Source organism: Thioalkalivibrio sp. ALJT (assembly GCF_000381825.1).
Classification (GTDB): domain Bacteria; phylum Pseudomonadota; class Gammaproteobacteria; order Ectothiorhodospirales; family Ectothiorhodospiraceae; genus Thioalkalivibrio.
Genome location: NZ_KB907127.1, coordinates 75,896 through 100,753, shown reverse-complemented (window position 1 = coordinate 100,753; position 24,858 = coordinate 75,896). Strand labels below are relative to the sequence as shown.

Genomic DNA, 24,858 nt, shown 5'->3' with positions numbered 1-24,858 from the left:
CCGGATTACGGGTCGACCGGGCGCGCGGCGGCGTCGATCTCCACCACCAGCATCGCACCGGATCCCAGACTGCGACCGCTGAGCTCGCGAATGGTGGCCAGGTGGGTCACATACACCGCGGGCCCCGTCCCATCCCGGTATGCCTCGGCCAGTTGTTCGCGCCAGGCCCGCATGCGCCGTTCGCGGTGCACTGCGTTGGCCCGAAAGATCAACGCCAGCGCGTTCTCGAGCACCGTGGGCGTACCCTGGCCCGGCAGCTCGGCCGTCTCGAGGTTGCGGCAACTGGGTCCGGCGCGAATACCATGAAGGCGAGCATCAGGCCCAGCTTCGAAAACGGGCTCACAGGCCTTGCCTCACACACTACGCATCATGGGGAGGTCGAACCTGCGAACGCCGGCGCCGACAGGCCTCGGAGCAGTAACGCACCTCGTCCCAGCAACGCGCCCATTTGCGTCGCCAGGCAAACGGCCGCCCGCAGACCGTACAGGTCTTGTGCGGGAGATGGGGCTTGGCGTGGGCCACGGCGAGGTCAGCGATCCGGACGGCACAGGCCGTCCGCACAGCGCGAACGCCAGCGATAGCGCGCAAACAACCGGTAGACCGCATCCATCATCCAGACCACCGGCGGCAGACGGTGCAGCACCGCACCCATCCAGCGGTAATACGGCAGATGGCGCCAGACCAGCACAAAGGCCCAGGCCCCACTGCGCACCTGCCCATCCGGCGCGATCGCGTGCATGCGCTGCATGGCCTGCTCCCATTCGATGCCCCGGGCCGCGAGCGGCTCGGCATCGGCGTGGATGTCGCGCCAGTCGACCGCCGCGGCCGTATCCAGGCGCTGGTAATGGCCGATCTCCCGCCGGCACAGCGGGCAACCGCCGTCAAAGAACACAATCGGGCGCCCCGGCGCCGGCAGCGTCTCAGGCATGGCCCACAGGCCCCATCTGACGATGCTGGGCCTCGGACAGGGAACGCAGCGCCCGCTCCACGACATCGCGTGCCAGCCCGCGGGTCATATCCGGATCGGCGGGGATCATCTCGGTGCGCACCGCCAGCGCCATCGCAAGCGCCTGCAGGACGTCGCCATTGCAGGTGTCACCGAGGATCCCGATCTCGTGGTCCAGGGTCTCGGTCAGACGGTCCAGAAGCTGCTGCACGCGCACGGCCGAGCCAGTCTCGGGGTGCAGGCGAAATTCGAAGGAAACGGCCTCGCCACTCGGCGTGGTGTAGCGGTAGGGCAACAGTTCCATGGCTCTACTCCTTCACGGTTCGCGAATTCGGGTTGTGGTGCCGATCAGACCCGGCCCTCTCGGGAGCCACAAGCGCGTTGTGCGGAAAACGATCCGACCGCCTGCACACACGCCCTTTTCAATGCCTCCTATTATGTCTTTGGCCATGAAAACCGCGAACAGTTCGCCCGCGACGGGCATTTCCGCGCCACTCCTGCGCGGCGCGTGCGCGCGGTATGCTATGCCCGTCATGAAACGCCACCCTGTCCGCTCCCCCGCCCCCTGCCGGGTCACAGTCCCGAGGATCACCTGATGGCACGCAATCGCCAGCCGCGGTGTCCTCTGCTGTGCTGGGCGCTGGCTCTGATCACCGCACTGCTCGGCCTGATCGCGGGCGCAATGATCGCACTGGTGTTGCTGTTCGCCCGGGTCGACCCACCCTACGGCATGGCCATGGTCTGGGCGACGGACTGGCAGACGGCCTCGCGACTGCGGCCCGAATGGCAACGACTCGACGATTTGCCGCGTCACCTGATGCTTGCCGTGATCGCAGCGGAAGATCAGCAGTTTCCGCTGCACCGTGGCTTCGACTGGGACTCCGTACGCGAGGCGGTCGACAACCATGTCGCCCGCGGGGACCGCCTGCGCGGCGCCAGCACCATCAGCCAGCAGACCGCCAAGAACCTGTTCCTCTGGCATAACCGCTCGTGGTTCCGCAAGACCCTGGAAGCCGGACTGACCGCGACCATGGAAGCCATCTGGCCCAAGCGGCGGATCCTGGAAATCTATCTTAACCTCGCCGAATTCGGGCCCGGGATCTACGGCATCGAACATGCCGCACAGCATTATTTCGGGCGACCGGCGCGCGAACTCGACCGTCAGCAGTCCGCCCGGCTCGCCGCGATGCTGCCGGCACCGGGGCTGTACAACCCGGTGAACCCCGGTCCGCGCATGACCCGGCGCACCCAATGGGTGGAACAACAGATGCGACAACTCGGCATCGCCTGGCTGGACCCGATGCTGCTCGAGTAGCCCGCATTGAGCATGTCCCTGCCGCGCCGTTAAGCTAGAGAATTGCCAATTGCGACCGGTGTTTGTCCGTTACCCCCGAGATGGCCGCCTGACCGGCCCCCGTCGCGTCCGGAGTCGTACACACAGGACCCGGTCCACGACCGCCGCTGCGCTCCGAATCGCCTGTCCACACCCGAGGTCTGCCGTGTTCCAGTCCCGTTCGACGCCGTTTGCCTTTATCCGTCTGCTGCCCTTGCTCCTTGGGCTGTTCCTGCTGTCCTGGGGCACAGCCACCGCACAGGCAGAGGATACCCGGGACCTGCACGACGCCTTGATCGAGGCGCTGGAAAACGAAGAGGCGCGCGAACGCCTGCTGGAGACACTGCGCGCCGAGCGCGCTGACCCCGGGGCACCGACCGCCGCCCATGACGCTGCGGTGGCGGACCCCGCGGACACGGTATCCTTGCCACGGCAGGTCGCAGAATTCACCCAGGCCCTGGCCGAAGGCACCGTAGCCGAGATCCGCACGCTGGGCGCGATCACCACCGATATCGGGACCACACTGCGCGCAGTGGAGCTCGGCACCCTGGGGGCCGGGGTGCTGGACCTCGTCATCCTCATCGCCTTCACCATCGCCGTATTCCTGGTCCTGCGCCATTTCGGCAGCCCGGTCTTCGCCGGACTTGACCGCTGGGTGATCAACTCGTCAAAGCACTACCACCTGTTGCGAGCCCTTCCCGCGGTGTTGCTGGCGGCGATCGTGGATTTCCTGGTTGTCCTGCTGGCCTGGGTAGCCGGTTACGGGCTGGCCCTGTTCGTCCTCGGGGATTCCGGCGAGATGCTCACTCGGCATTCGCTTTTCCTGAATGCCTTCCTGCTGATCGAGGTCACCAAGGCGGCCCTGCGCCTGATCTTCGCAACCCGTTACCAGGGCCTGCGACTCCTGCCAATGGCCAGCGACGAGGCCGCCTACTGGAATGCGTGGCTGGCGCGTCTGGTCTCCTACATCGGCTACGGTCTCCTGCTGCTGGTACCCATCACCAACAACCATATCTCCACCGAGGCCGGCCGTTCGCTCGGCCTGCTGGTGATGCTGACCGCCTTCTTCTATGCCGCGGTCATCATCCTGCAGAATCGCCAGCGCGTGCACGACCGCCTGCTGCGGGTCGCCAATCAGGCCGGATTCGCGTTTACCCGGATCACCCTGTCGTTGCTGGCAAACAGCTGGCACTGGATCGCCCTGCTGTACTTCCTGACCCTGGCAGTCGTCAGCATCACGCGTCCCGAAGATGCCCTGCCCTTCATAGCCAAGGCCACCGGCCAGACGCTGCTGGCGGTGTTCATAGGCGTGTTTGTCGCCAACCTGCTGACCCAGATCATTGGCCGCGCGATCCGGGTGCCCGCCGAAACCCGCGAGAAATTCCCGCTGCTGGAGGCACGCCTGAACGCCTACGTGCCGAAGGCCCTGAAGACCATGCGCCTGCTGATCCTGCTGACCGTCCTGGCCGTGATCGCGGATGCCTGGGGCATCTTCAACCTGGCGACCTGGCTGGGTTCCGAGACCGGCATGTGGGTGGTTGGAACCGTGATCTCGGTCGCGCTGATCCTCGTCGGGGCCCTGACCATCTGGCTGGTATTTGCCAGCTGGGTCGAGCACCGCCTGAACCCAAATACCGGTGACGGGGAACCCGGCGCCCGCGAGAAGACCCTACTGACCCTGTTCCGCAACGCCATCGCGATCGCGTTGACCGTCGTAACCGTGATGGTGGTGCTGGCCGAGATCGGCATCAACATCGGCCCCCTGCTGGCGGGGGCCGGGGTGCTGGGCCTCGCAGTCGGGTTCGGCGCCCAGAAACTCGTGCAGGACATCATCACCGGCGTGTTCATCCAGCTCGAAAAGGCCATCAACACCGGCGACATCGTGACCGTGGCCGGCACCACCGGCACGGTCGAAAAACTGACCATCCGCTCGTTGGGCCTGCGCGACCTGTCGGGCACCTACCACCTCATCCCGTTCTCCTCGGTGGATGCGGTGTCCAACTACATGCGCGAATTCGCCTACCACGTTGGCGAATACGGCGTGGCCTACCGCGAGGACATCGACGAGGTCATCGTGCGTCTGCGCGAGGCATTCGAAGAGCTCAAGACCGATCCGGAACACGGCCCCAACATCCTCGAGGAGATGGAGGTACACGGCGTGACCGCGCTGGCCGACAGCTCGGTGAATGTACGCATCCGCATCAAGACCCTGCCGGGGTTCCAATGGTCACTGGGCCGCGCATTCAACCGCCTGGTCAAGAAACACTTCGACGCCGCCGGCATCGAGATCCCGTTCCCGCACCAGACGGTCTACTTCGGTCAGGAGAAAGACGGCAGTGCCCCCCCGGCGCACCTGCATGTGATCGAATCCGTGGCGGAAGGCCAAGAAGACGAGCATGACTACTCGCGCGACCGTCGTGCCCGTCCCAACCCGAGGCACAAGGGCGACTACGATGAGGGTGACGAATAGGCTGCGATTGCAGGTGCATGATACGGCCACCCTGCGTGTCGGTTCTTTTCGCGCAGTCGGCATTCGGGAGACCATATCAGCATGCGTCTGCTGATCCTGCTCGTCCCGCTGCTGCTGCTCGCCGCCTGGGCCCCTGGCTGGTGGGTGCGTCGCACCATGAAGAAATACCACCATCCGGCGAACCGCTACGACGGCACCGGTGCGGAACTCGCACGAGAAATGCTCGACCGCCATGGCCTGGACCAGGTAGCCGTGGAGCCCACCCGGAGCGGAGACCACTACGACCCGAGCACACGCGCAGTGCGCCTGTCCCCGGAAAACCACGACGGGCGTTCCCTCACCGCGATCACCGTGGCCGCGCACGAAGTCGGCCATGCCGTACAGCATGCCCGGGGGTACGCCCCGCTGCGCATGCGCGGCACCCTGGTCGGCATGACCCGCTACGGGCAGCAACTGGGCGCCTGGCTGCTGATCGCCATTCCGTTCATCACCCTGATTACCCGCCATCCCGCCCCGGGCATCCTGTTCTTCCTCGCGGGCGTGCTGTCCATGGGGCTGGCCGCACTGGTGCACTTCATCACCCTGCCCACCGAGCTGGATGCCAGCTTCCGGCGTGCGATGCCGATGCTGCGCGCCGGCAATTACCTGCACCCGCCCGACTACCCGCATGCCGAGCGTATCCTCAAGGCGGCGGCCTACACGTACTTGTCGCAGTCCCTGATGAGCCTGCTGAACATCGCCTCGTGGTTCCGCTACCTACGCCGTTGAACGCAACAGCCGCCATACACTGCCCGCTGTGCGACCGGCCCAGTCGACCGTTCTATCACCGCGGTCCCCGCGACCCCGCGCCCGGTGACTATCGTCGCTGCCATCACTGCGGCCTGATTACACTGGAACGCGCCCGCTGGCTTCCGCGAGATGCAGAACATGCCTATTACCGCACCCACGAAAATCGCCCGGATGATCAGGGCTACCGCGCACACCTGGAACGCCTGATCGCGCCCCTGTGCCGAACCATACCCGCCCCCGCCACCGGCCTGGACTGGGGCTGCGGACCACAACCCGTGCTCGCCAGCCTGCTGCGCGCTCGCGGCTACACACTGGAGGTCTGGGATCCTGCATTCGCCCCGCAGCGGCCCCGCCCACCCGCCGCTGGCTGGGACTTCATCAGCTGCACCGAGGTCCTGGAGCACCTGCACCACCCCCGGGAAACCCTGTCCGAGCTGGTCGCCGCGCTCGTGCCCGGTGGCATCCTCGCCGTGATGACCGAATGGCCCCCAACCGCAGCCGGGTTCCGGTACTGGCATTACCGTCGTGACCCCACCCACGTCGCCTTTTACGGGCCCGGCACCCTTAGCTGGATTGCCAAACAACTGGACTGCACACTAGAACTGCCGGCCCCGGACATCGCCCTGTTCAGGCGTTCGGGCACCCCCGCGGGCGACACCCCGCTCACGGCCCGCACACGCCCGCCACAGGGCGACGCGGCATGGACCGGTCAGGCTTGTTAAGCTGCGGTTAAGTCCCATTCACCTACCATCAGTTCGAATTTCACCAGGAGTCAGCTTATGAAGATTCATTCCCGATCCTTCGCCGCCCTTTTTGCTGCGGCCGCATTGGCCCTGGCCAGCCCGCTCGCCATGGCGCAGGGTACGGGCCAGGCCGGCAACCCACAGATGGAAATGCAGCAACTGCAGCAAACACTGGCGGAAACCCAGCAGCGCGCCATCGAGAACAATCCGGGCCTGGAAGAACAAGGCGAAGCTCTGGAAGCCCTCGTGCTTGAAAAGATGGAATCTGCCGGTTACCAGCCGCGCCGCGACCTGGAAACCCTGCAAGCGGCCGAAGAACGCCTGCGTGATCCGAATCTGAGTAGCGAGGAGCAGCAGCAGATCTTCCAGTCCGAAGAGGTGCAGCGCGCCCAGGTCAACCTGCAGGAAGCCCAGCAGGCAGTCGCCCAGGACGACGAGATCCTGGAGGCACAGGCTGCCCTGCGTGACGACTTGATCTCCGCCATGCGCCAGGAAAACGCCAACATCGACGAGGTCCTCCAGCGCATGCAGGCCCTGCAGCAACAGCAGCAGATGCAGCAGTAAGCGGGGCAATCCGACCCGGCGTTCCCGGGGCACACGCCGGGTCCGGAATGGACCGACTGTACCGAGGGAGAGCCCGCTCTCCCTCGGTACATCGTTTCCTCCAGGGATCTCGAGAGGCCGAACCCGACAGCCCCCGGTTTGTAGCGTCAGCGCCTGGCCCGACCCCGCGGGGTCGGGCTTTTTAATGCCCGGACACCTGTCGAAACCGGACCAGGGAGACGCTGATTGAATCGCACGTCCGCGCTCGAGTCGCTTTTGCGTGCGTTTAATGCGCGGTGACGGCCGTGCAGTCACTCTGCTACAGGTGAACCGCAACGCTGTGCGCGCGCCCGTTGTTGATCAAAAACGGGCGGCCGAGCCCCTGCTTTCACTGGCTTGTGGGGTTGGTGCCCCCTGATTCTGAATGAATATGGCCCGAGCCTGCGTTGCGCCCCGAATCCATCAGAAACGGGCGGGTAGAACCACTACCCGCTGTTTGAGGCGCCTTGTCTCGGAACGCTTGTCTCCAGAAACTGGCGGGCACCCACGCGGACGTGCGATTCAATCAGTGTCTCCCTGGTGGGCCAGGCGGAAAGTTCGGTAACCGATCGCTTCGCCAGAAGTGCCGGCGCGGCCCTGGGCAAGTTTGAAACAGGATGGCTGTTCCAGCACTGGCCCGCCTTGCTCCGGCACTTGTGGCTGAGCTCCATCGTCACCGCACTTCCCGCCTGGCCCACCCGATGAGCAAACGGTCGCTGCCGGCGGCTCATCCCTGTACCACAGGGCAGCGCCGATCCATCGGCTCCCCCTGCGCCCGGAGTCAGTCCAGCCGCCCGCTGGCCTCCATCAGTGCCCGCATGGCCACGGTTTGATCCGCCGGCAACTGCGACCAGTCGAAACGCCACCTCCAGTTCGCATCCGTGACCGTCCCCGGCAGGTTCATCCGCGCCTCCGAACCCAGCTGCAGGACATCCTGCATCGGGAGAATCGCCAGTCGTGCCGGCGAGCGGCAGGCCGCCCGCAGCATCGGCCAGGGCATCTCGTTGGCCTCGCCGGCATCCAGTGTCGCAATCACGTGCTGTTGCATCGGCGCGTCCAGACTGTGGAACCATCCCAGCGTGGTGTCATTGTCATGGGTGCCGGTATACACCGCGCTCAGCTCGTCATGGTTGACCGGCAGATAGGGGTTGTCGGGACCGCCCTCGAACGCAAACTGCAGGATGCGCATCCCGGGCAGATCAAAGCGCAGACGCAGCGCCGTGACCTCGGGTGTGATTACGCCCAGATCTTCCGCCAGCAGCGGTAACGCCCCCAGGCGACCCTCCAGACACTCGAAGAACGCCTCTCCCGGACCCGCTACCCAGTGGCCGCCGGTCGCATCGGGTTCGTCCGCCGGGATCGCCCAGCTGGATTCGAAGCCGCGAAAGTGATCAATGCGCACGGCGTCGACGGTCTCCAGGGTCCAGCGCATGCGCTCCACCCACCAGTCGTAGTCGCGCGCCTGCAGTCGGTCCCAGCGATAATGCGGGTTGCCCCAGCGCTGCCCTGTCGCGGAAAAGTAGTCCGGCGGCACACCGGCCACCGTCAGCGGATGACCGGTCGCATCCAGATCGAACAGATCGCGGTGGGCCCAGACCTCGGCGGAATCATGGGCCACAAAGATCGGCATGTCGCCCAGGATCATGATGTCACGGGCACGGGCATATTCGCGCACATCCTGCCACTGATCGAACAACACGAACTGGGCAAAGCGTACGGCCTCCAGCGCCTCTGCGGCATCCCGCTGCAGCGCAGCCAGCGCGCCCGACTCGCGGTCCCGCCGCGTCTGCGGCCATTCCCACCACGGGCGGCCACCTTCCTGCTCCCGAATTACCACAAAGCGCGCAAAATCATCCAGCCACACCGGCCCCTGGGCATCACAAAAGGCCTGATAGGCCTGCGCCCAGCCATCCGGCGCCTGCGCCAGGCCGGCGCGCGCCCGGTACAACGCCTCCGCCACCGGGACATCCAGATCGCCCAGGCCCGCACGTTCGGTCAGCCGCTCCCGGTCAATCATGCGGACATCACCGGCAAACGCGGAGATGCTGGCGTAGGGCGAGCCGTCCGCCTGTGGCGGGTGTAGCGGCAGGATCTGCCACAGTCCAAAACCCGCGTCACAGGCCCAGTCGATGAAACGCAGGGCCTCGACACCCAGCGTCCCCACCGTAGCCGGACCCGGTAGCGAGGTCGGATGCAACAGCACGCCGGCACGCCGACGCTGCATCAGGGGATTGGCGTGCTCGCTTCCGTCCTCCATCACCTATTGCCCCTTGCGCATGGTGCCGCCAGCGGCCGGGTCACCCCCGCCAACTGAAAGGACTTCGCCGAGCGAATCGGGCACGTCCAGGTCGGCCAGCTGGTACAACCGTGCCAGGTGCCGCCGGTACAACTGCTCGAAATCGCTCACGGAACCTGCCGGGTTGTACTCACCAAACCACCAACACCAGTCGGATCCCTCGCAAACGGCAAGCTGTCGCCGCAGCTCCGGGGTATCCAGGGAAGGATGTTGCGCAACCGCCTGGCTCACCGCCGTCCAGGCCTCGATGAGGCGATCCCAGCCAAGATTCTTGTCGCGATCGCCGATCCAGGTGGAGAAGGTGCCGTATACCCAGGACCCCGCCACCAGATCGGGCAATTCGCCGCGATCGGCCCGCGGGCCGCTACGCTCGCAGACATCGGAGAAGGTACACAGGTTCAGGCGCGGATTGACCGCCAGTCTTTCGTACAGCGCACGCAGAAAATGGAAACCGTTCTCCGGGTAATACTCCCACGCATTCTCGCCATCCAGGATCACGGTGACCACGCCACCCTGGGGCGAAACGGCGGCAATGTTTTCCAGGTGATGCACGAAATCCCCGACCGCGTCGTCGGCATGCCATTCGGCGTAGCGAAACCCGATGGCATCGGAGAGCCCGTCGTCGCGGAAGAACAGCTCGATTTCCGAATCCTGCAGCCGATACGGCCGGTGCAACCAGCCCTCCTGTGCTGCGGAACCGGTATGTGACTCCGCGGTCTGCCCCGCCGCGGCCAGGCTGTTGCCGAGGACGGTCTGCCCGCTGGCCGTCCAGCAGATATCGTAGTCATCCAGCAGGCGCACCGTGGCCGCACTGAGACTGCCCTCCGACGGCCAGCACCCCCGGGGCCGGAATCCGAAATGCTTCTCGAAGACCTCCAGCCCGCGTTCGATATGCCAGCGCACCCGGGCCTCGCCATCGGGATAGCCCGGGGCCTCGGGCAGCGCCACGTCGGGCATCGCCTCGCGCGCGGAGCGCAGGTCCAGCAACAGCGGCATGATCGGATGGGCATAGGGGGTAAACGAGAGCTCCACGCGACCCTGTTGCGCCAGCTCGCGATAACGCGGCAGGATCGCCTTCACCTCGTCGCGGATCACCCTGAGCAGACGCGAACGCACATCGCGGTTGAAGCTGGTATCGGTCTTCAACCAACCCTGTACTTCGGGGTGGGCGCGACGCACCGTCTCTCCCAGCCAGGCCAGGTGGTAGCAGGTGGCCAGGTCCTGGAAGTAGCGGTTATCCAGATGGTTCAGCAGGATCGGGTCTTCCAGCGCCTGCCGCGCCAGGGCCGCCAGACGGTCGAACAGCGGAAAAGGCTCGATCATGCGCGGGGCGTGCGCACGCAGACACACACGCAGGATCTCGCGCCGTTGCTCGGGCTCCACCGGGACAATGTCCATCTGCAGCAGATCCAGGACAGGATCGCCGAAACTGCAGCGGTTGCCAATGCCGGACGCCAGACGCTCGGAGTAGTCGGCAATCTGTTCCAGCAGGATGGGGGCGAAGTTGACGACCGCGCGTGCCTGAGGACAGGCCTCCAGATGCGCCGCCATGTCGGTGTAGTCCTTCAGTGCGTGCAGGTAAGTCCACGGCAGCACGTACTCCCCGGCCCCGGAGTCGAAGTACTGCGGCTGGTGCATGTGCCAGCACAGCACCACGTCCAGTTGCGGGTTCTGAGGGGCCAGCGCGGTACTGTCCGATTCAGCGGACATGGTGCGTCGCCTGTCCGAGCATCTCCGGCGTAACGACCCGCACCCCGTTCGGCGAGACGAAGTAATCGCGGGCATCGGCCTCGTCGTCGACCCCGATCGTGGTCCCGTCCGGGATGTTGCAGCCCTTGTCGATCACCGCCTTGCGGATCACGCAGTTCTCGCCGACGGTCACGCTTGGCAGGATCACCGAGTCCTCCACCGTGGCACAGGCGTTGACCTGAACATTGGAGAACAGCAGCGAGTGCCGCACGGTACTCCCGGAAATGATGCAGCCCCCGGAAACCATGGAGTCGATCGCCACGCCCCGGCGATCATCGTCGTCAAAGACGAACTTGGCCGGCGGCAGCTGCTCCTGGTAGGTCCAGATCGGCCAGTTGGAATCGTACAGGTTGAGTTCGGGCGTCACCCCGATCAGCTCCAGATTCGCCTCCCAGTACGAGTCGATCGTCCCCACGTCACGCCAGTAACCCTGACGCACCCCGTGCTCGTCGCGGAACGGGTAGGCCATCACCTGATAGCGGTCAATAATGCCGGGGATGATGTCCTTGCCGAAGTCATGCGAGGAAAAGGTATCGTCCGCGTCCTTGATCAGCTGCTCGAACAGGAACCTGGTATTGACCACGTAGATCCCCATGGAGGCCAGCGAATGCGTCTCGCTGCCCGGGATCGGGGCCGGGTCCTCCGGTTTCTCGGCAAACGAGGTAATGCGATTGCGTGCATCCACCCCCATCACGCCGAAGGCCCTGGCACGCGCGCGCTCGACCTCCAGGCAGCCCACGGTCATGTCGGCGCCACTCTCCACGTGGAAGGCGATCATCTGACCATAGTCCATCTTGTAGATATGGTCTCCGGCCAGGATCAACACATAGCTCGGATTGTGCTGGCGGATGATGTCGATGTTCTGATAGACCGCATCGGCGGTACCGGCATACCAGGAGGTCTCGATCCGCTGCTGTGCCGGGAGCATCTCGATGAACTCGCCGAATTCACCGCGCAGAAAGCTCCAGCCCCGCTGCATGTGCTGGATGAGCGAGTGCGCCTTGTACTGCGTCACCACCGCCACCTGACGGATGCCGGAATTGATACAGTTGGACAACGGGAAATCGATAATCCGGAATTTGCCCCCGAAGGGTACGGCCGGCTTGGCGCGCCACAGGGTCAGTTGTTTGAGACGCGAACCACGTCCTCCCGCCAGAATCAGGGCCAGGGTCTCCCGAGTCAGGCGGCTGACGTAACGTTGCGATTGCGGATTCATGCACCCATCCTTGCAAGGTCGTGTTGTACTGGGGAAGTCGGCACCGGATCCGACCGACACCGCAGGAACCTGTTCGGCCCGTCCAGCCTGAATCCCGCCGTCCCACCATCGAAAACGCGAGATTGATCCGAGTATGGCAATAGCCCCCGACAAATGCACCCGTTCCGTCGCCGATTCGCTGGAGCGTCTGGCCACGGCCCGGCTCCATAATCCGCACGCTGTGCTCGGCCGTCATCTGGCGGGGCCACAAACCGTCTGCTATCGAGCCTGGCTACCCCATGCAACCGGTGCCTCCATCACGCTGTGCGATGGCCGCCATGACACCCTCGCGGCCGCGCCCGATCACCCCGGCGTGTTCCTGTGGCAGGGACCAGACGCCGAACTTCCCGCCCACCCCGTGCTCACCTGGACGCCGGCGCAGGATGTGACGGCGATCGAACGGGTGGACCCCTGGTCCTTCACTCCCGACCTCCCCGACTTCGACCGTCACCTGTTCGCCGAGGGCCGACACTGGCACGCCCACCGCATACTCGGCGCCCATCCGCTGACCCGCGACGGCATCGACGGCGTGCGCTTCGCCGTCTGGGCGCCGAACGCCGAACGCGTATCGGTAGTGGGTGACTTCAACCACTGGGACGGACGCTGCCACCCCATGACGGTCCACCCCGGTTGTGGCATCTGGGAACTGTTCATTCCGGGACTGTCTGCGGAAACGCTGTACAAATTCGAGATCCGCAACCGCGACCACGGCACCCTGCACCTGAAGACGGACCCCTACGCCCGAGCCTACCAGCAGCGCCCGGAGACCGCCGCGCGCATCCGTCCGTCCAGCACTTATGCCTGGGCAGACGACGACTGGATGCAGGACCGCGACCCGGATGCCTGGAAACACCGCCCGATGAGCATCTACGAGGTGCACCTGGGCTCCTGGCAGCGCAGCCCGGAAGGCCAGTGGCCGAATTACCGCGAGCTGGCCGAGCGCCTGGTGCCATACGCCCGCGACATGGGCTTCACCCATATCGAACTGCTCCCGGTGACCGAACACCCCTTCGACGGTTCCTGGGGCTACCAGAGCACCGGGTTTTTCGCCCCGACCTCGCGCTTCGGCGACCCGGACGACTTCCGTTATCTGGTCGATCAGGCGCACCAGGCCGGGCTTGGCGTAATCCTCGACTGGGTGCCCGGTCACTTCCCGCGCGACGACTTTGCGCTGGCCCGCTTCGACGGCACTGCGCTGTACGAACACGCGGACCCGCGCATCGGCGAGCATCGCGGCTGGGGCACACTGATCTTCAACTACTCCCGCCCCGAGGTGCGCAACTTCCTGCTCTCCAGCGCGTTGTGCTGGGTGGAGGACTTCCACATCGACGGCCTGCGCGTCGATGCCGTCGCCTCCATGCTGTACCGCGACTACGACCGCGAGCCGCACGACTGGCTGCCCAACATCCATGGCGGCAACGAGAACCTGGAGGCCATCGACTTCCTGCGCCACCTGAACGAGACCGTACAGACCGCGCATCCGGGTGTCGTGATGATCGCCGAGGAATCGACCGCCTGGCCCGGTGTCAGCCGCCCACCGTCCATGGGCGGGCTCGGCTTCACCATGAAATGGAACATGGGCTGGATGCACGACAGCCTGACCTACTTCGGCATGGACCCGATCTACCGCTCGCATCACCACGGGCAACTCACCTTCGGCCAGCTCTACGCCTACAGCGAGAATTTCGTGCTGCCGTTCTCGCACGACGAGGTGGTCCACGGGAAACGCAGCCTGCGCGGACGCATGCCCGGCAACGAATGGGAACAGTTCGCCAATCTGCGCCTGCTGTTCGCCTGGCAGTGGCTGCACCCGGGCAAAAAGCTGCTGTTCATGGGGCAGGAGTTTGGCCAGGGTCCGGAATGGGCCGAGGATCGCGAGCTGGACTGGTACGTGCTGCAGTATCCGCTGCACCAGGGGCTGCAGGCGCTGGTAAGCGATCTGAACCGGGTCTACCGCGAGCAACCGGCGCTGCATGCGCGCGAGTTCGAACCGGACGGCTTCGCCTGGCTGGACTGCGACGACGCCGAGCACTCGACCCTCAGCTTCCTGCGCCGCGACGACCACGGTCGTGAATGCCTGGTGATACTGAACCTGACCCCGATGGAGCGCCCGGCCTACCCGGTCCCGGCACCGCATACCGGCAACTGGCGGGTCATCATGAATACCGATGCCGAGGCCTATGGCGGCGCCTCGCGCGGCCCGGCCCAGGCGCATGCGGAACCGGTCGAGCGCAGGGGATTCCCGGCCACGCTGTACCTGCACCTGCCACCGCTGGCCGCCCTACTGCTGGAACCCGTCGACTAGCCCTCGCGTACTCAGGCTTCCGGGCGCAGGTGGGGGAACAGCAGCACGTCACGGATCGAGGCGCTGTCGGTCAGCAGCATTACCAGGCGGTCGATGCCGATGCCCTCGCCCGCCGTGGGCGGCAGGCCGTATTCCAGGGCACGGATGTAGTCGGCGTCATAGTGCATCGCCTCGTCGTCACCGGCGTCCTTCTCCGCGACCTGAGCCTGGAAGCGCTCGGCCTGGTCCTCGGGGTCGTTGAGCTCGGAGAAGCCGTTGGCGATCTCGCGCCCGCCGACGAACAGCTCGAAACGGTCGGTCACGAACGGGTCGCGGTCGTTGCGCCGCGCCAGCGGCGAGACCTCAGTCGGATAGGCGGTGATGAAGGTCGGGTGACGCAGTTTGTTCTCGGCGGTGTACTCGAAGATCTCGGTCCACAGCTTGCCGAGCCCGAAGCTCTGCTTGATCGGGATCTCCAGGCGCTCGCAGTGGGCGCGCACCTTGTCGATGTCGGCCAGGTCCTCGCTGCTGATCTCCGGGTTATGCTCGAGGATTGCCTCGCGCACGGTCATACGGGTGAACGGCTGGCCGAAGTCGTAGGTCTCGCCCTGATACTCGATGGCGGTCGTGCCCAGCACGTCCTCACACAGCCCGCGCAGCAGCGTCTCGGTGCGGTCCATCAGCGCGTGGTAGTCCACGAACGCCTCGTAGAACTCGAGCATGGTGAACTCGGGGTTGTGCCGGGTGGACAGCCCCTCATTGCGGAAATTGCGGTTAATCTCGAAGACCTTCTCGAAGCCGCCGACGACCAGGCGCTTCAGATACAGCTCCGGCGCGATGCGCAGGTACAGTGGCATGTCCAGCGCATTGTGGTGGGTGGCGAACGGCCGCGCGGTCGCACCCCCGGGGATCACCTGCATCATCGGGGTCTCCACCTCGATGAAGTCCTCGCCCTCGAAGTACTCGCGGATGTAGCGCACGATCCGGGTGCGGGTGCGGAACAGCTCGCGGCTGTCCGGGCTGGTGATCAGGTCCACGTAGCGCTGGCGGTAGCGCTGTTCCTGATCGGTCAGGCCATGGAACTTCTCCGGCAGCGGGCGCAGGCTCTTGGTCAGCAGGCGCAGCTCGTCCAGATGGACCGTCAGCTCCCCGGTCTTCGTCTTGAACAGCGTGCCCTGCCCGCCAATGATGTCGCCGAGATCCCACTGCTTGAACGCCGGGTAGACACCCTCCGGCAGGCGGTCACGCTCCGCGAACAACTGGATATCCCCCGACTGGTCGCGCAGACGCACGAAACTCGCCTTACCCATCACGCGCTTGCCGATCATGCGCCCGGCCACGGTCACGCGGATCCCCTGCCCCTCCAGCGTCTCGCCTTCAGTGTCGTCATGCGCGGCGTGCAGCTTGGCCGCCAGGGCGTCACGGCGGAAGTCATTGGGGAAGGCCGGGCCGGCTGCGCGCAGCTCGTTCAGCTTGGCGCGGCGCTGTGCGATCAGCTTGTTTTCGTCGGTAATCTCGGTCATCGGGAATCCGGTTAAAAGAAAGCGTTACAGCCCACTCTTCAGGCTGGCTTCAATGAACTGATCCAGGTCGCCGTCGAGCACGGCCTGGGTATTGCCGACCTCCACGCTGGTGCGCAGATCCTTGATCCGCGACTGGTCGAGCACATAGGAGCGGATCTGGCTGCCCCAGCCGATATCGGACTTGGCGTCCTCGGCCGCCTGCTTCTCGGCGTTGCGCTTCTGGATCTCCATCTCGTACAGCTTGGCCTTCAACTGCTTCATCGCCGTATCGCGGTTCTTGTGCTGCGAGCGATCGTTCTGGCAGGCCACCACAATGCCGGAGGGCTCGTGGGTGATACGGATCGCGGACTCGGTCCGGTTGACATGCTGCCCGCCCGCCCCGGAGGCGCGGTAGGTATCCACGCGCAGATCGGCCGGGTTGATCTCGATCTCGAAGCTGTCGTCCACCTCCGGCGAGGCGAACACCGAGGCGAACGAGGTGTGCCGACGATTCCCGGAATCAAACGGCGACTTGCGCACCAGGCGGTGCACCCCGGTCTCGGTGCGCAGCCAGCCAAAGGCGTACTCCCCCTCGATGCGCACGGTCGCGCTCTTGATCCCGGCGACCTCGCCCTCGGAGAGCTCGATGATCTCGGTCTTGAAGCCGTGGTTCTCGGCCCAGCGCAGGTACATGCGCAGCAGGATATTGGCCCAGTCCTGGGCCTCGGTGCCGCCGGAGCCGGCCTGGATATCCAGATAGGCATTGGCCTCGTCCATCTCGCCGGAGAACATGCGCCGGAACTCCAGCGCCTCGACCCGCGCGGTCAGGGCAGCGACATCGGCCTCCACCGCGGATGCGGTCTCGGCATCCGCGTCGGCCTCGGCCATCTCCAGCAGGTCGCGGCTGTCATCCAGCTGCGTGCCAATCTCGCGGATGTTGACGACGATGTTCTCGAGCTGGGCGCGTTCCTTGCCCAGCGCCTGCGCCCGCTCCGGGTCGTTCCAGATATCCGGATTTTCCAGCTCGCGCTGGACCTCTTCTAGGCGTTCTTCCTTGACCGGATAGTCAAAGATACCCCCTAAGGCCTTCCAGGCGGCCTCTCAGGTCATCAATCTGGGCATACAGCGCGTTCAGTTCCATGGCAGTTCCGTCCGGTGCCGCGGCACAACCGCAGCGCCCCGTTCTGTGGCGAGAAAAGCCGCGCAGTATAACACCCGCAGCACGGTTCAGGGCCTGCGCGGCCGCCGCCAGAAAGCCAGCAGATCACCACGGCCGAGCACAAGAGACCCCGGTCCGGTCCCTGCCTCTGCCTGAGGGTCGATGAATTCCAGCATCGTGAGCTGGCCGCGCAGCAACCCCGGCAACCGCGGACCCACCACCTCCGTGGCCACCGATTCCAGCAGCTCCAGCCGCCGCTCGGGAATCGGTGGCGCCGCCAGCGCATCAACCACCACCACGGTATCACCCTGCTCCGCGGGGGCCGCGGCCGGATCGGCCTGCCAGTCGAGCCCCGCGCCCGCGGCCAGCCACCGCCCCAGCGCGCCGCCCCCGCAGACGCGGCTTGCTGCGCGCGCCGCGCCCGGCTGTCCGGGCGACCACAGCCACAGGCCGTGAACGGCCCCGCGTCCATCCCGTTCCCGCTGCAGGTTCACCGGATGCTGGAACCAGGCCATCTGCAGGCCTGTGGTCAGCACCTGCAACCGCCGCGCGGCCTCGCTACGCAAAGGGGGCGCAGACATCGCCTGCCCCAGGCCCAATGACGGGGGCACGCCGCCCACCTCACCTTCCGCATCCATGCACAGCTCCCACAACCCGTCCGCGGCCACTACCAACCGGGCACCGGCAGCCTCGAGTTCGGGCTGTGCAGCCGCCCACAGCGCCTCGCGTTCGGACTCCGCGACCGCATCCACCGGATGCGCGACCAGATCCTTCATCCCCGGTGTCAACTGGACCGGCTGGGCCAGCCAGGTCCGCGCTCCCCCGCCTTGCGGCCGATACCCAAGCCTTTCGGCCAGAACCGCCTCCCAGCCCGGCGCCGCTCCGGAATCTCCGGAAGCCCGCGCGCGCCCCAGCCAGCGGGCCAGACGCCGCACCGGGCGCGATGGCTCACCCACGGTTGTCCTCGGTGCCGCCCACAGGCCAGGGAGCAGCACGATCATCCGCCTGTCCGTCCCGTCACCAGTCATTGATCGGACCCGACGCGTCCCCTCGGCCTATCCTGTTCCTGCACCGGGTCGTTTTCCATACCCGGCGTGGGCCAGCCCTCGTCCTTATAGGGAAACCGGATATGGCCATAGCGCAGTACCAACACGGCACCGGCAAGGATCAGGACGCCCGTGGTAACCGCGATGAGTTCCCAGACATCCATCTCCTTCATGTCGATGATCACGTAGCGCGCCAGTGCGACGATCGCGATATAGATCGGCAGGCGAACCGGCAGGCGTCCGGATTGCAGGTAGATCCCGACCATGGCCAGCACCTCGAGAAAGATGAAGAGCAACAGCAAGTCGGCCAGTCCCACCCACATTGCCGAGATCATACTGGCGATCTCCTGCAGGATCGCGATCACGGTGGCTACGGCAATGACCACCAGCACCATCACCTCGACATGATGCAGGACGCGGCGTCCAGTGTGTTCGATGTTCATGACTCTCTCTTGTTACAAGGATTCGCCGAACCGGGCACCTGTCAGGTTCGGGTAATCGTCACGAGCGCAGGGCAGGAGACGCGCTCCGAATCCGACAGGCTCACGGGACCCGCGCCATCGTATCACCCGCTCCAGGCCGGAACGTGCGCTCATCCGTCGGGTCCAATGATTTAAACATAGCCGAATCCGGTCCCAGCCATGCACTACCCGTCCCGCATTCTCGGCCCATCATCGCCCCTCCGCCAACACGCGGGAATGGTGGGTGCCGCATTCGCCGGACTGCTTCTCCTGGCGCTTGCCGTGTCCGTGGCCGCCGAAGACTACCCGGCCGACTCCAGTATCAACTGGCAAAGCTGGGATAGCGACCTGTTCGCCGCATCCGCGGCGCGCGAACGTCCGATCTTCTTCTACTTCCACGGCCAGTGGTGCACCTGGTGCCGTGACTTTCAGGATGAATCGCTGGAGAACCCGGATGTGGTTGACCACATCGAGCGCCATTATCTCCCGGTACTGGTGGATCTGGATGAACGCGCGGATCTGTTCCGGCGCTATGGCGGACGCGGCCTGCCCTTCGTGGTGATCGTGAACGCCGAGGACGAGATGCTGACCCGTTTCACCGGACACGTGAGTGCGCGCGACCTGCGGAGCATCCTCGAGCGCCAGCGCGACATGTTCTCGGTGACCGGACGCGAGATCACCCCCGATGACGCCGCAATCGACGATCTCGACACCTTCGTGGAGATGCTGGACGAGGTCTACGACGCGCGCGCCGACCGCCTCAGCGGCAGCGCCACCTTCGGAACCCTCAGCAAGCGCCCGCAGCCCTGGACCTACCGTTTCCTGCTGCACACCGAGGGCTGGGAATCGCGCATGCCGGGGCTGCTGCACCAGGTTGCGGACGACCTCTTTGATGAGGTCGACGGCGGGTTCTTCTTTTTCCACGATCCGGACCAGCGCGACCCCGTACTGGCCCTGGAGACCTCGAAACGTCTGGACCAGAACGCCGCCTTCCTCTGGCTGTTCGCCGAGGCCTACGAGCACTTCGGCGACGCACGCTACGGCGAGATTGCCCGCGGCGTTCACGACTACCTGCGTGAACAGCTATGGGACGCGCGCCAGTTACGTTTCGGGAACAGCCAGTATGCCGACCGCGACTACTACCAGCTGGATACCGAGGAGCGCCTCGCCACGGAACCGCCGCGGATCGACCGCAACACCTACGCCGACACCTCCGGCCAGGCCATCGCCGCTCTGGCGCAGTTTGCCCGAGTGATGGAGGATCGCGACACCCTGGACTGGGCGCACGAGGCCCTGCAGGCACTGGACCGTTACCTGCTCACCGATAGCGGCTACCTGCATGGTCTCACGGCGGCCGGACGCCCGGCCATGGCGGGTTACCTCCCGGCCCAGATCTGGCCCGAGATCGCCCGCCAGGAGCTGGCACTGGCCACCGAGACACTGACAGACGAACGCCCGTCCATGCCCGATCCGGTTGCCACTCTGGATCGGCTGGCACCCTTCTTCGACGCTGAGCTCGGAGCGCATGCCGAACGCGTGGGATCGGACCTGGCACCCTGGTCCGAGACGCGCAGTCAAGCCGCCCTGGCCTGGTGGCTTTATCGTGTCCCGGAGGCCGCAATCAACGCAGCTCACATCGAACGCGCTACCGTGCGCGCGCGCCTGCGCATCGAGCCCGGGGCCGACCCCGACGATGTCGCCCTCGGCTTCGATGCCCTGCGCCGCGGGGTCCAGGACAATACCGAATAGAGCTATCCCGACTTGCTCGGCGCAGGCCGCGCTGCATGGCCCCGTGATGCCTTGCACTGGCAAGAAGCGTCGGCGTTTGCTTCGGCCTCAACCACCCTCCTGATGCGCAGCGGGCGTCAGCCTGGCTCAAGGCCGTGCGGGCCCGGGTCTCCGGCCGCCCCCACTTCGCCATCCCGGAGACAGCGCCGTGGTGATCCGGGATCGCCACGGGTCTGGGGACCCGTACGTTGGGGCCGGACCGGCGTGTGGAGATCCCGGCGCTGCGCTACGGCCAGGCTGACAGGGCGGGGGTACTGATGCCCCCACTGGCTAACGCTCGTTGCGAATCAGAACCGCCCTTGCCGTCGTCGAGTCCGGCGGCATCCCCTGTGCCGCGAGGAAATGCCAGCAACCCGCGTCTTGCTAGAACCTCTGGCGGAATCCCGCAACCTCGCTCTGCAGGCGCTGCGCCAGGGCCTCCAGGGCCTCGACGGCCTGCTGCATCTCGTTTGCCCCGTCGGCGTTGCGAACGGCAATATCGTTGATGTGGTGGATATTCCGGTTGATATCCTCCGCCACCTGGCTCTGCTGTTCCGTCGCAGTCGCCACCTGCCGGGTCATGTCGTCAATGGTGGTGACCGACTCGTGAATGGACTCGAGGGTCGCCCCCGCCTCACCCGCCCTGGACACCGACGTCTCCGCATGCTGCTGGCTCACCTCCATCGCCTGCACCGCGCGGGTAGCACCCGCCTGCAGACGCTGGATAATCTCCCGGATCTCCCCGGTAGAGTCATTGGTGCGCTGGGCGAGGTGACGCACCTCGTCCGCCACCACCGCAAAGCCGCGACCGGCCTCGCCCGCCCGCGCCGCCTCGATCGCGGCGTTCAATGCCAGCAGATTGGTCTTCTCGGCGATCTCCTCGATCACCTGCAGGATCGTGCCGATGTTATCGCTGTCGCCCTTCAGCTCAGTGATAACGCGACTGGCCTGACGAATCTCGCCGGCAAGCGTGTCGATCGCGGTCTGCGTGCCGTGTACCACAGTACGCCCGCCCTCGGCCGCCCGCGTCGCCTGAGCGGCATTCTCCGCGGTACTGTGTGTGTTGCTGGCCACCTCCTGCACGGTCGCCGACATCTGATTCATCGCGGTAACCACCAGCTCCACATCGGCGCGTTGATCCTGGGTAGCACGAGCCAGCTCGTGACTGCGACCATCCAGCTGCCGCGCCGAGGCAGCGATGCCATCCGCCGCATCGGCTACCTGCCGGATCAGGCCCGACAGCCGCTCCATCAGCGCGTTAAAGGCCGCACCCGTGCGTCCGATCTCGTCATCGGTGGTGACCTCGACGCGATGCCCCAGATCCGCACGCCCCGCACCAATGGCCTCCAGGCCCTTCGCCAGTCGTTCCAGCGGCCGCGTCAGCACACTGGCATAGAACCAGCCAATACCCAGGGCGACCACGAACGCGATCACCCACAGCGCCCACAGCAACCACCACAGCTGCGTAACCAGGGCGGCATCGACCTCGGCCGCGAGATCCCCCTTCATCGTATGAAAGGTTACGCCGCCCATGATCGACAACGGCACCGTGCTCACCACGATCACCAGAATAATCAGCTTCAGCCGCAGGCTACCCAGATTCCCGATCTTCATCGACATCCTCCTTTCACAGACTAACGGCCGCACCACCCGAGCCTTGAGCCGGGTCCCGAACCCGGCACAGTATCCCGCAACCCGGCCCCCGCTGCCTTGATCTGGCCCGGCTCCGGACCACATCGTCCGCCACCCCGAAGCACTCCAGCCGAATTAAACGGCGCGCAATCACGACGCAGCCGCGCGGGTACATCCATCCGGTTTCGCCGCGGCCGGTGACCGCTTCCGCCCGCGCCGGCCGGATACGAAAAACCCGCGACCCCGAAACTCGGGACCGCGGGTTCGCGGCACAACGCTGGCCGGGCGGATTACCGCCCGCGTGCTGCGCGGTTACCATTGGCGGCGGCACGACCATTGCCACCACGCCCGCCACCGGGCTTGCCACCACGCCCTTTGCGCGGGGCACCGTTGCGTGCCCCCGCATCGGGCTTCCCGCCTCGGCCACCACGACGATTGCCATTCCCGTCATTCGCGGCCGGGCGCGGCGCGGCAAACCCCTCGGTCTCGATGCGATCGATGGGGCGCTGGATCAGTCGCTCGATGTTTTTCAACAGCTTCATCTCCTCGCCATCCACCAGCGACAGCGCAGAGCCTTCGCAGCCGGCACGTCCGGTACGACCGATGCGGTGAACGTAGTCTTCCGGCACGTTCGGCAGCTCGAAGTTGACCACCTGCGGCAGCTGGTCGATGTCCAGCCCGCGCGCGGCGATATCGGTTGCCACCAGCACCGGGACCTGCCCCGACTTGAACTGCTTCAGGGCACGGGTACGCGCCGCCTGGCTCTTGTTGCCGTGAATCGCCTCCGACCGCACCCCGTCCTTGGTCAGCCTCTCGGCCAGACGATTGGCGCCATGCTTGGTGCGCGTAAACACCAGTACCTGCTCCCAACTGTGGGTGCGGATCAGATGGCTCAACAACTCGCGCTTCTGGCTGGTTTCCACCAGATGCACGCTTTGCTGCACGCGTTCGGCGGTCGTGTTGCGCGGGGCAATGTCGATCTCCGCCGGCCGGGTCAGCAGGCTGTTTGCAAGCGACCGGATCTCGTTGGAGAAGGTGGCCGAGAACATCAGGTTCTGGCGAGTCTTCGGCATCAGTGCAATCAGCTTGCGGATATCGCGGATGAACCCCATATCCAGCATGCGGTCGGCCTCGTCCAGTACCAGGATCTCGACGCCGGACAGGTCAACCGTCTTCTGATTGGCGTGATCCAGCAAACGCCCGGGGGTGGCCACCACGATGTCCATGCGCCCGCGCAGGGACTTGATCTGCGGGTTCATGTTCACGCCGCCAAAGATCGTCATGGACCGCATATTCAGATTGCGGCCATAGGTCTTCACGGAGTCGTGGACCTGGGCGGCCAGTTCACGCGTCGGGGTCAGCACCAGGCAGCGCGGACGGCCATTGGCGGCACGCGGCGCCTCCGTGGTGGACAGGCGCTGCAGGATCGGCAGCGTGAAGCCCGCGGTCTTGCCGGTCCCGGTCTGGGCAGCGGCCAGCAGGTCGCCCCCCTTCAGCACTTCCGGGATGGCCCGGGCCTGGATCGGGGTCGGCTGCTGGTAGCCGGCGGAATCCAGCGCGCGCAAGAGGGTATCGGCCAACCCGAGGTCGGCAAAGGTCGTATCAGTCATGGAATGCTCCAACGCTACCCGCCACTCGTTCAACAAGAGCACCCATCGGGGGAAACGAAATCAGGGGGATCACGGTGAGCCGGAATGGACTCTGGATCAGATGAACGGACGCTGACGGGCGGGGCGTTCGATGCAGCGGATCATACGCTTTTCGTCAATGAAAAGACACTCCGCCATTTTCGCTCGCATATGCACCCGGTCACGCCACACAGTTCCGGCTCCCGGCCGCGCAGGATATTGCCCTCGCAATGACCGCGATTCATCCCCCGATTCATCCCCTGTGGCAACAGGAGGCGCCCCTCGGGCTCGCCCCGCCCGACATCCGGCCATTTGGCGCCGTCCACGGGTTTTCCTAGAGTGCCGGGTCGCGACCACCAACTGGAGCCATCATGGACAACATTCACCTGCCGATCCGCGTCGACCGCCGTGAACAGGGCAAGATCATTCAGCGCATCGAGCGCCTGGAGGGCGTGGAGCTGGAATTTACCGACCTCGACGTGGGCGACTACCTGCTGCCCAACGGCGTCGTGGTCGAGCGCAAGTCCGCTACCGACATGGTGCTGAGCGTGGTCGACAAGACCCTGTGGGAGAACGCGGCGAAGCTGAAGGCCAACCACGAGCAGGTGGTCTACATCGTCGAAGGCGACCTGTACGAACCGCGTTTCCACCAGCAGGCGCTGGATATCCACCGCGCGCTGGCGCACCTCACCATCGCCCTCGGCATCAGCGTGCTGCCGAGCCCGGATGCCGACAACAGCGGCATGCTCGTCTACCTGCTGGGCCTGAACGCGCAGACGGAACCCGACCCGGCCGACCGCCCCACCAAACCGGACACCCGCCGCCGTGCGGCCGAATTCATTGTCAGCGGCCTGCCCGGGGTCGAGGCTGACACCGCACGCGACCTGCTGCGCGACCATGGCAGCGTCCGCGACGTCCTCAACGCCGATGCCGAGACCCTCGCCCGCACCGACGGGCTTGATCCGGAACGCGCCGAGCGCATCGTCTCCGTCATCACCTACGGCAGCCGCAGTACCTGAACCAGGAGCCTGTCGGATTCGGGACGCATCGGCTGCGCGCAGGCAGGAGAACGGTCCCGTTTTCCGCTCTCTTCCTCGTTACATCGCCCCACCGTGCGCGTCGAGAGACCGAAAAAAGGGCCTCGCCCCCTGCCCTGCGCTCGCGACGATCGCCCCAACCCGCCCGGCCGAGCCGCACCCCGGAGCACCGGGGCGCG

The 24,858-nt window shown here is 65.7% G+C and carries 20 protein-coding genes and 1 pseudogene; 8 read left to right on the top strand and 13 right to left on the bottom strand.

Annotated features, from left to right (window positions below):
- Positions 1-5: 5 nt before the first annotated feature.
- The 4 genes and pseudogenes from G332_RS12835 to G332_RS0109130 form a co-directional block, all read right to left on the bottom strand.
- A pseudogene (locus G332_RS12835) lies at positions 6-314 on the bottom strand (histidine phosphatase family protein); the annotation flags it as partial.
- Between the two features lie 46 nt (positions 315-360).
- Positions 361-606 (bottom strand): DUF2256 domain-containing protein, encoded by a 246-nt coding sequence (locus G332_RS13315; RefSeq protein WP_081619793.1) that lies wholly within the window; start codon positions 604-606, stop codon positions 361-363.
- On the bottom strand, positions 530-928 hold the full coding sequence (locus tag G332_RS0109135) for a thiol-disulfide oxidoreductase DCC family protein (protein WP_019626692.1): 399 nt from the start codon (positions 926-928) through the stop codon (positions 530-532). Before G332_RS0109135 ends, G332_RS13315 begins: the two co-directional genes overlap by 77 nt.
- On the bottom strand, positions 921-1,250 hold the full coding sequence (locus G332_RS0109130) for a hypothetical protein (protein WP_019626691.1): 330 nt from the start codon (positions 1,248-1,250) through the stop codon (positions 921-923). Before G332_RS0109130 ends, G332_RS0109135 begins: the two co-directional genes overlap by 8 nt.
- 291 nt (positions 1,251-1,541) lie before the next feature.
- Between G332_RS0109130 and mtgA the strand changes: the two genes are divergently transcribed.
- The 5 genes from mtgA to G332_RS0109105 all read left to right on the top strand — a co-directional run bounded on the left by mtgA (position 1,542) and on the right by G332_RS0109105 (position 6,845).
- A complete protein-coding gene (gene mtgA / locus G332_RS0109125; protein ID WP_019626690.1) occupies positions 1,542-2,261 on the top strand; it encodes a monofunctional biosynthetic peptidoglycan transglycosylase in 720 nt (239 codons plus the stop codon).
- Between the two features lie 184 nt (positions 2,262-2,445).
- Positions 2,446-4,749: a mechanosensitive ion channel domain-containing protein gene (locus tag G332_RS0109120; protein WP_019626689.1), complete on the top strand. Its 2,304-nt coding sequence runs from the start codon at positions 2,446-2,448 to the stop codon at positions 4,747-4,749.
- Between the two features lie 81 nt (positions 4,750-4,830).
- Positions 4,831-5,517: a zinc metallopeptidase gene (locus G332_RS0109115; protein WP_019626688.1), complete on the top strand. Its 687-nt coding sequence runs from the start codon at positions 4,831-4,833 to the stop codon at positions 5,515-5,517.
- Positions 5,518-5,543: 26 nt separating this feature from the next.
- Positions 5,544-6,260, top strand: coding sequence for a class I SAM-dependent methyltransferase (locus tag G332_RS12830; RefSeq protein WP_038059665.1), 717 nt, complete (start codon positions 5,544-5,546; stop codon positions 6,258-6,260).
- Positions 6,261-6,317: 57 nt separating this feature from the next.
- Positions 6,318-6,845, top strand: coding sequence for a hypothetical protein (locus G332_RS0109105; RefSeq protein WP_019626686.1), 528 nt, complete (start codon positions 6,318-6,320; stop codon positions 6,843-6,845).
- Positions 6,846-7,644: 799 nt separating this feature from the next.
- On the opposite strand, the gene malQ is transcribed toward G332_RS0109105, so the two are convergent.
- The 3 genes from malQ to glgC are packed head-to-tail and all read right to left on the bottom strand — an operon-like array spanning position 7,645 to position 12,124.
- On the bottom strand, positions 7,645-9,120 hold the full coding sequence (malQ, locus tag G332_RS0109100; RefSeq protein ID WP_019626685.1) for a 4-alpha-glucanotransferase: 1,476 nt from the start codon (positions 9,118-9,120) through the stop codon (positions 7,645-7,647).
- 3 nt (positions 9,121-9,123) lie between these two features.
- Positions 9,124-10,869: a glycoside hydrolase family 57 protein gene (locus G332_RS0109095; protein WP_019626684.1), complete on the bottom strand. Its 1,746-nt coding sequence runs from the start codon at positions 10,867-10,869 to the stop codon at positions 9,124-9,126.
- Positions 10,859-12,124, bottom strand: coding sequence for a glucose-1-phosphate adenylyltransferase (glgC, locus tag G332_RS0109090; protein WP_019626683.1), 1,266 nt, complete (start codon positions 12,122-12,124; stop codon positions 10,859-10,861). Before glgC ends, G332_RS0109095 begins: the two co-directional genes overlap by 11 nt.
- 133 nt (positions 12,125-12,257) lie before the next feature.
- On the opposite strand from glgC, the gene glgB reads away from it, so the two are divergent.
- Positions 12,258-14,468 (top strand): 1,4-alpha-glucan branching protein GlgB, encoded by a 2,211-nt coding sequence (gene glgB, locus G332_RS0109085; protein WP_019626682.1) that lies wholly within the window; start codon positions 12,258-12,260, stop codon positions 14,466-14,468.
- 11 nt (positions 14,469-14,479) lie between these two features.
- On the opposite strand, the gene lysS is transcribed toward glgB, so the two are convergent.
- The 4 genes from lysS to G332_RS0109065 form a co-directional block, all read right to left on the bottom strand.
- Positions 14,480-15,970 carry a lysine--tRNA ligase gene (gene lysS, locus G332_RS0109080; protein ID WP_019626681.1) on the bottom strand — a complete coding sequence of 497 codons (1,491 nt, stop codon included), beginning with the start codon at positions 15,968-15,970 and terminating at the stop codon, positions 14,480-14,482.
- A 24-nt stretch (positions 15,971-15,994) separates the two neighbouring features.
- A protein-coding gene (gene prfB, locus G332_RS0109075; RefSeq protein ID WP_156000805.1) for a peptide chain release factor 2 occupies positions 15,995-17,090 on the bottom strand; the annotation gives its coding sequence in 2 pieces (ribosomal slippage) (positions 15,995-17,017 and positions 17,019-17,090; 1,095 coding nt in all).
- A gap of 86 nt (positions 17,091-17,176) precedes the next feature.
- Entirely contained in the window at positions 17,177-17,965 is a 789-nt protein-coding gene (locus tag G332_RS0109070) for a hypothetical protein (RefSeq protein ID WP_026340743.1), read from the bottom strand.
- 167 nt (positions 17,966-18,132) lie between these two features.
- The gene (locus G332_RS0109065) at positions 18,133-18,597 is read right to left on the bottom strand and encodes a phosphate-starvation-inducible protein PsiE (protein ID WP_019626678.1); all 465 of its coding nucleotides are present in this window, start codon (positions 18,595-18,597) and stop codon (positions 18,133-18,135) included.
- 255 nt (positions 18,598-18,852) lie between these two features.
- Between G332_RS0109065 and G332_RS0109060 the strand changes: the two genes are divergently transcribed.
- Positions 18,853-20,364, top strand: coding sequence for a DUF255 domain-containing protein (locus tag G332_RS0109060; protein ID WP_019626677.1), 1,512 nt, complete (start codon positions 18,853-18,855; stop codon positions 20,362-20,364).
- A gap of 402 nt (positions 20,365-20,766) precedes the next feature.
- Here the strand turns inward: G332_RS0109060 and G332_RS0109055 are convergent, their stop codons facing one another.
- Positions 20,767-21,996, bottom strand: coding sequence for a methyl-accepting chemotaxis protein (locus tag G332_RS0109055; protein ID WP_019626676.1), 1,230 nt, complete (start codon positions 21,994-21,996; stop codon positions 20,767-20,769).
- Positions 21,997-22,304: 308 nt separating this feature from the next.
- The gene (locus G332_RS0109050) at positions 22,305-23,624 is read right to left on the bottom strand and encodes a DEAD/DEAH box helicase (protein WP_019626675.1); all 1,320 of its coding nucleotides are present in this window, start codon (positions 23,622-23,624) and stop codon (positions 22,305-22,307) included.
- 389 nt (positions 23,625-24,013) lie between these two features.
- On the opposite strand from G332_RS0109050, the gene G332_RS0109040 reads away from it, so the two are divergent.
- Positions 24,014-24,661 (top strand): ERCC4 domain-containing protein, encoded by a 648-nt coding sequence (locus G332_RS0109040; RefSeq protein WP_019626673.1) that lies wholly within the window; start codon positions 24,014-24,016, stop codon positions 24,659-24,661.
- Positions 24,662-24,858 lie beyond the last annotated feature (197 nt).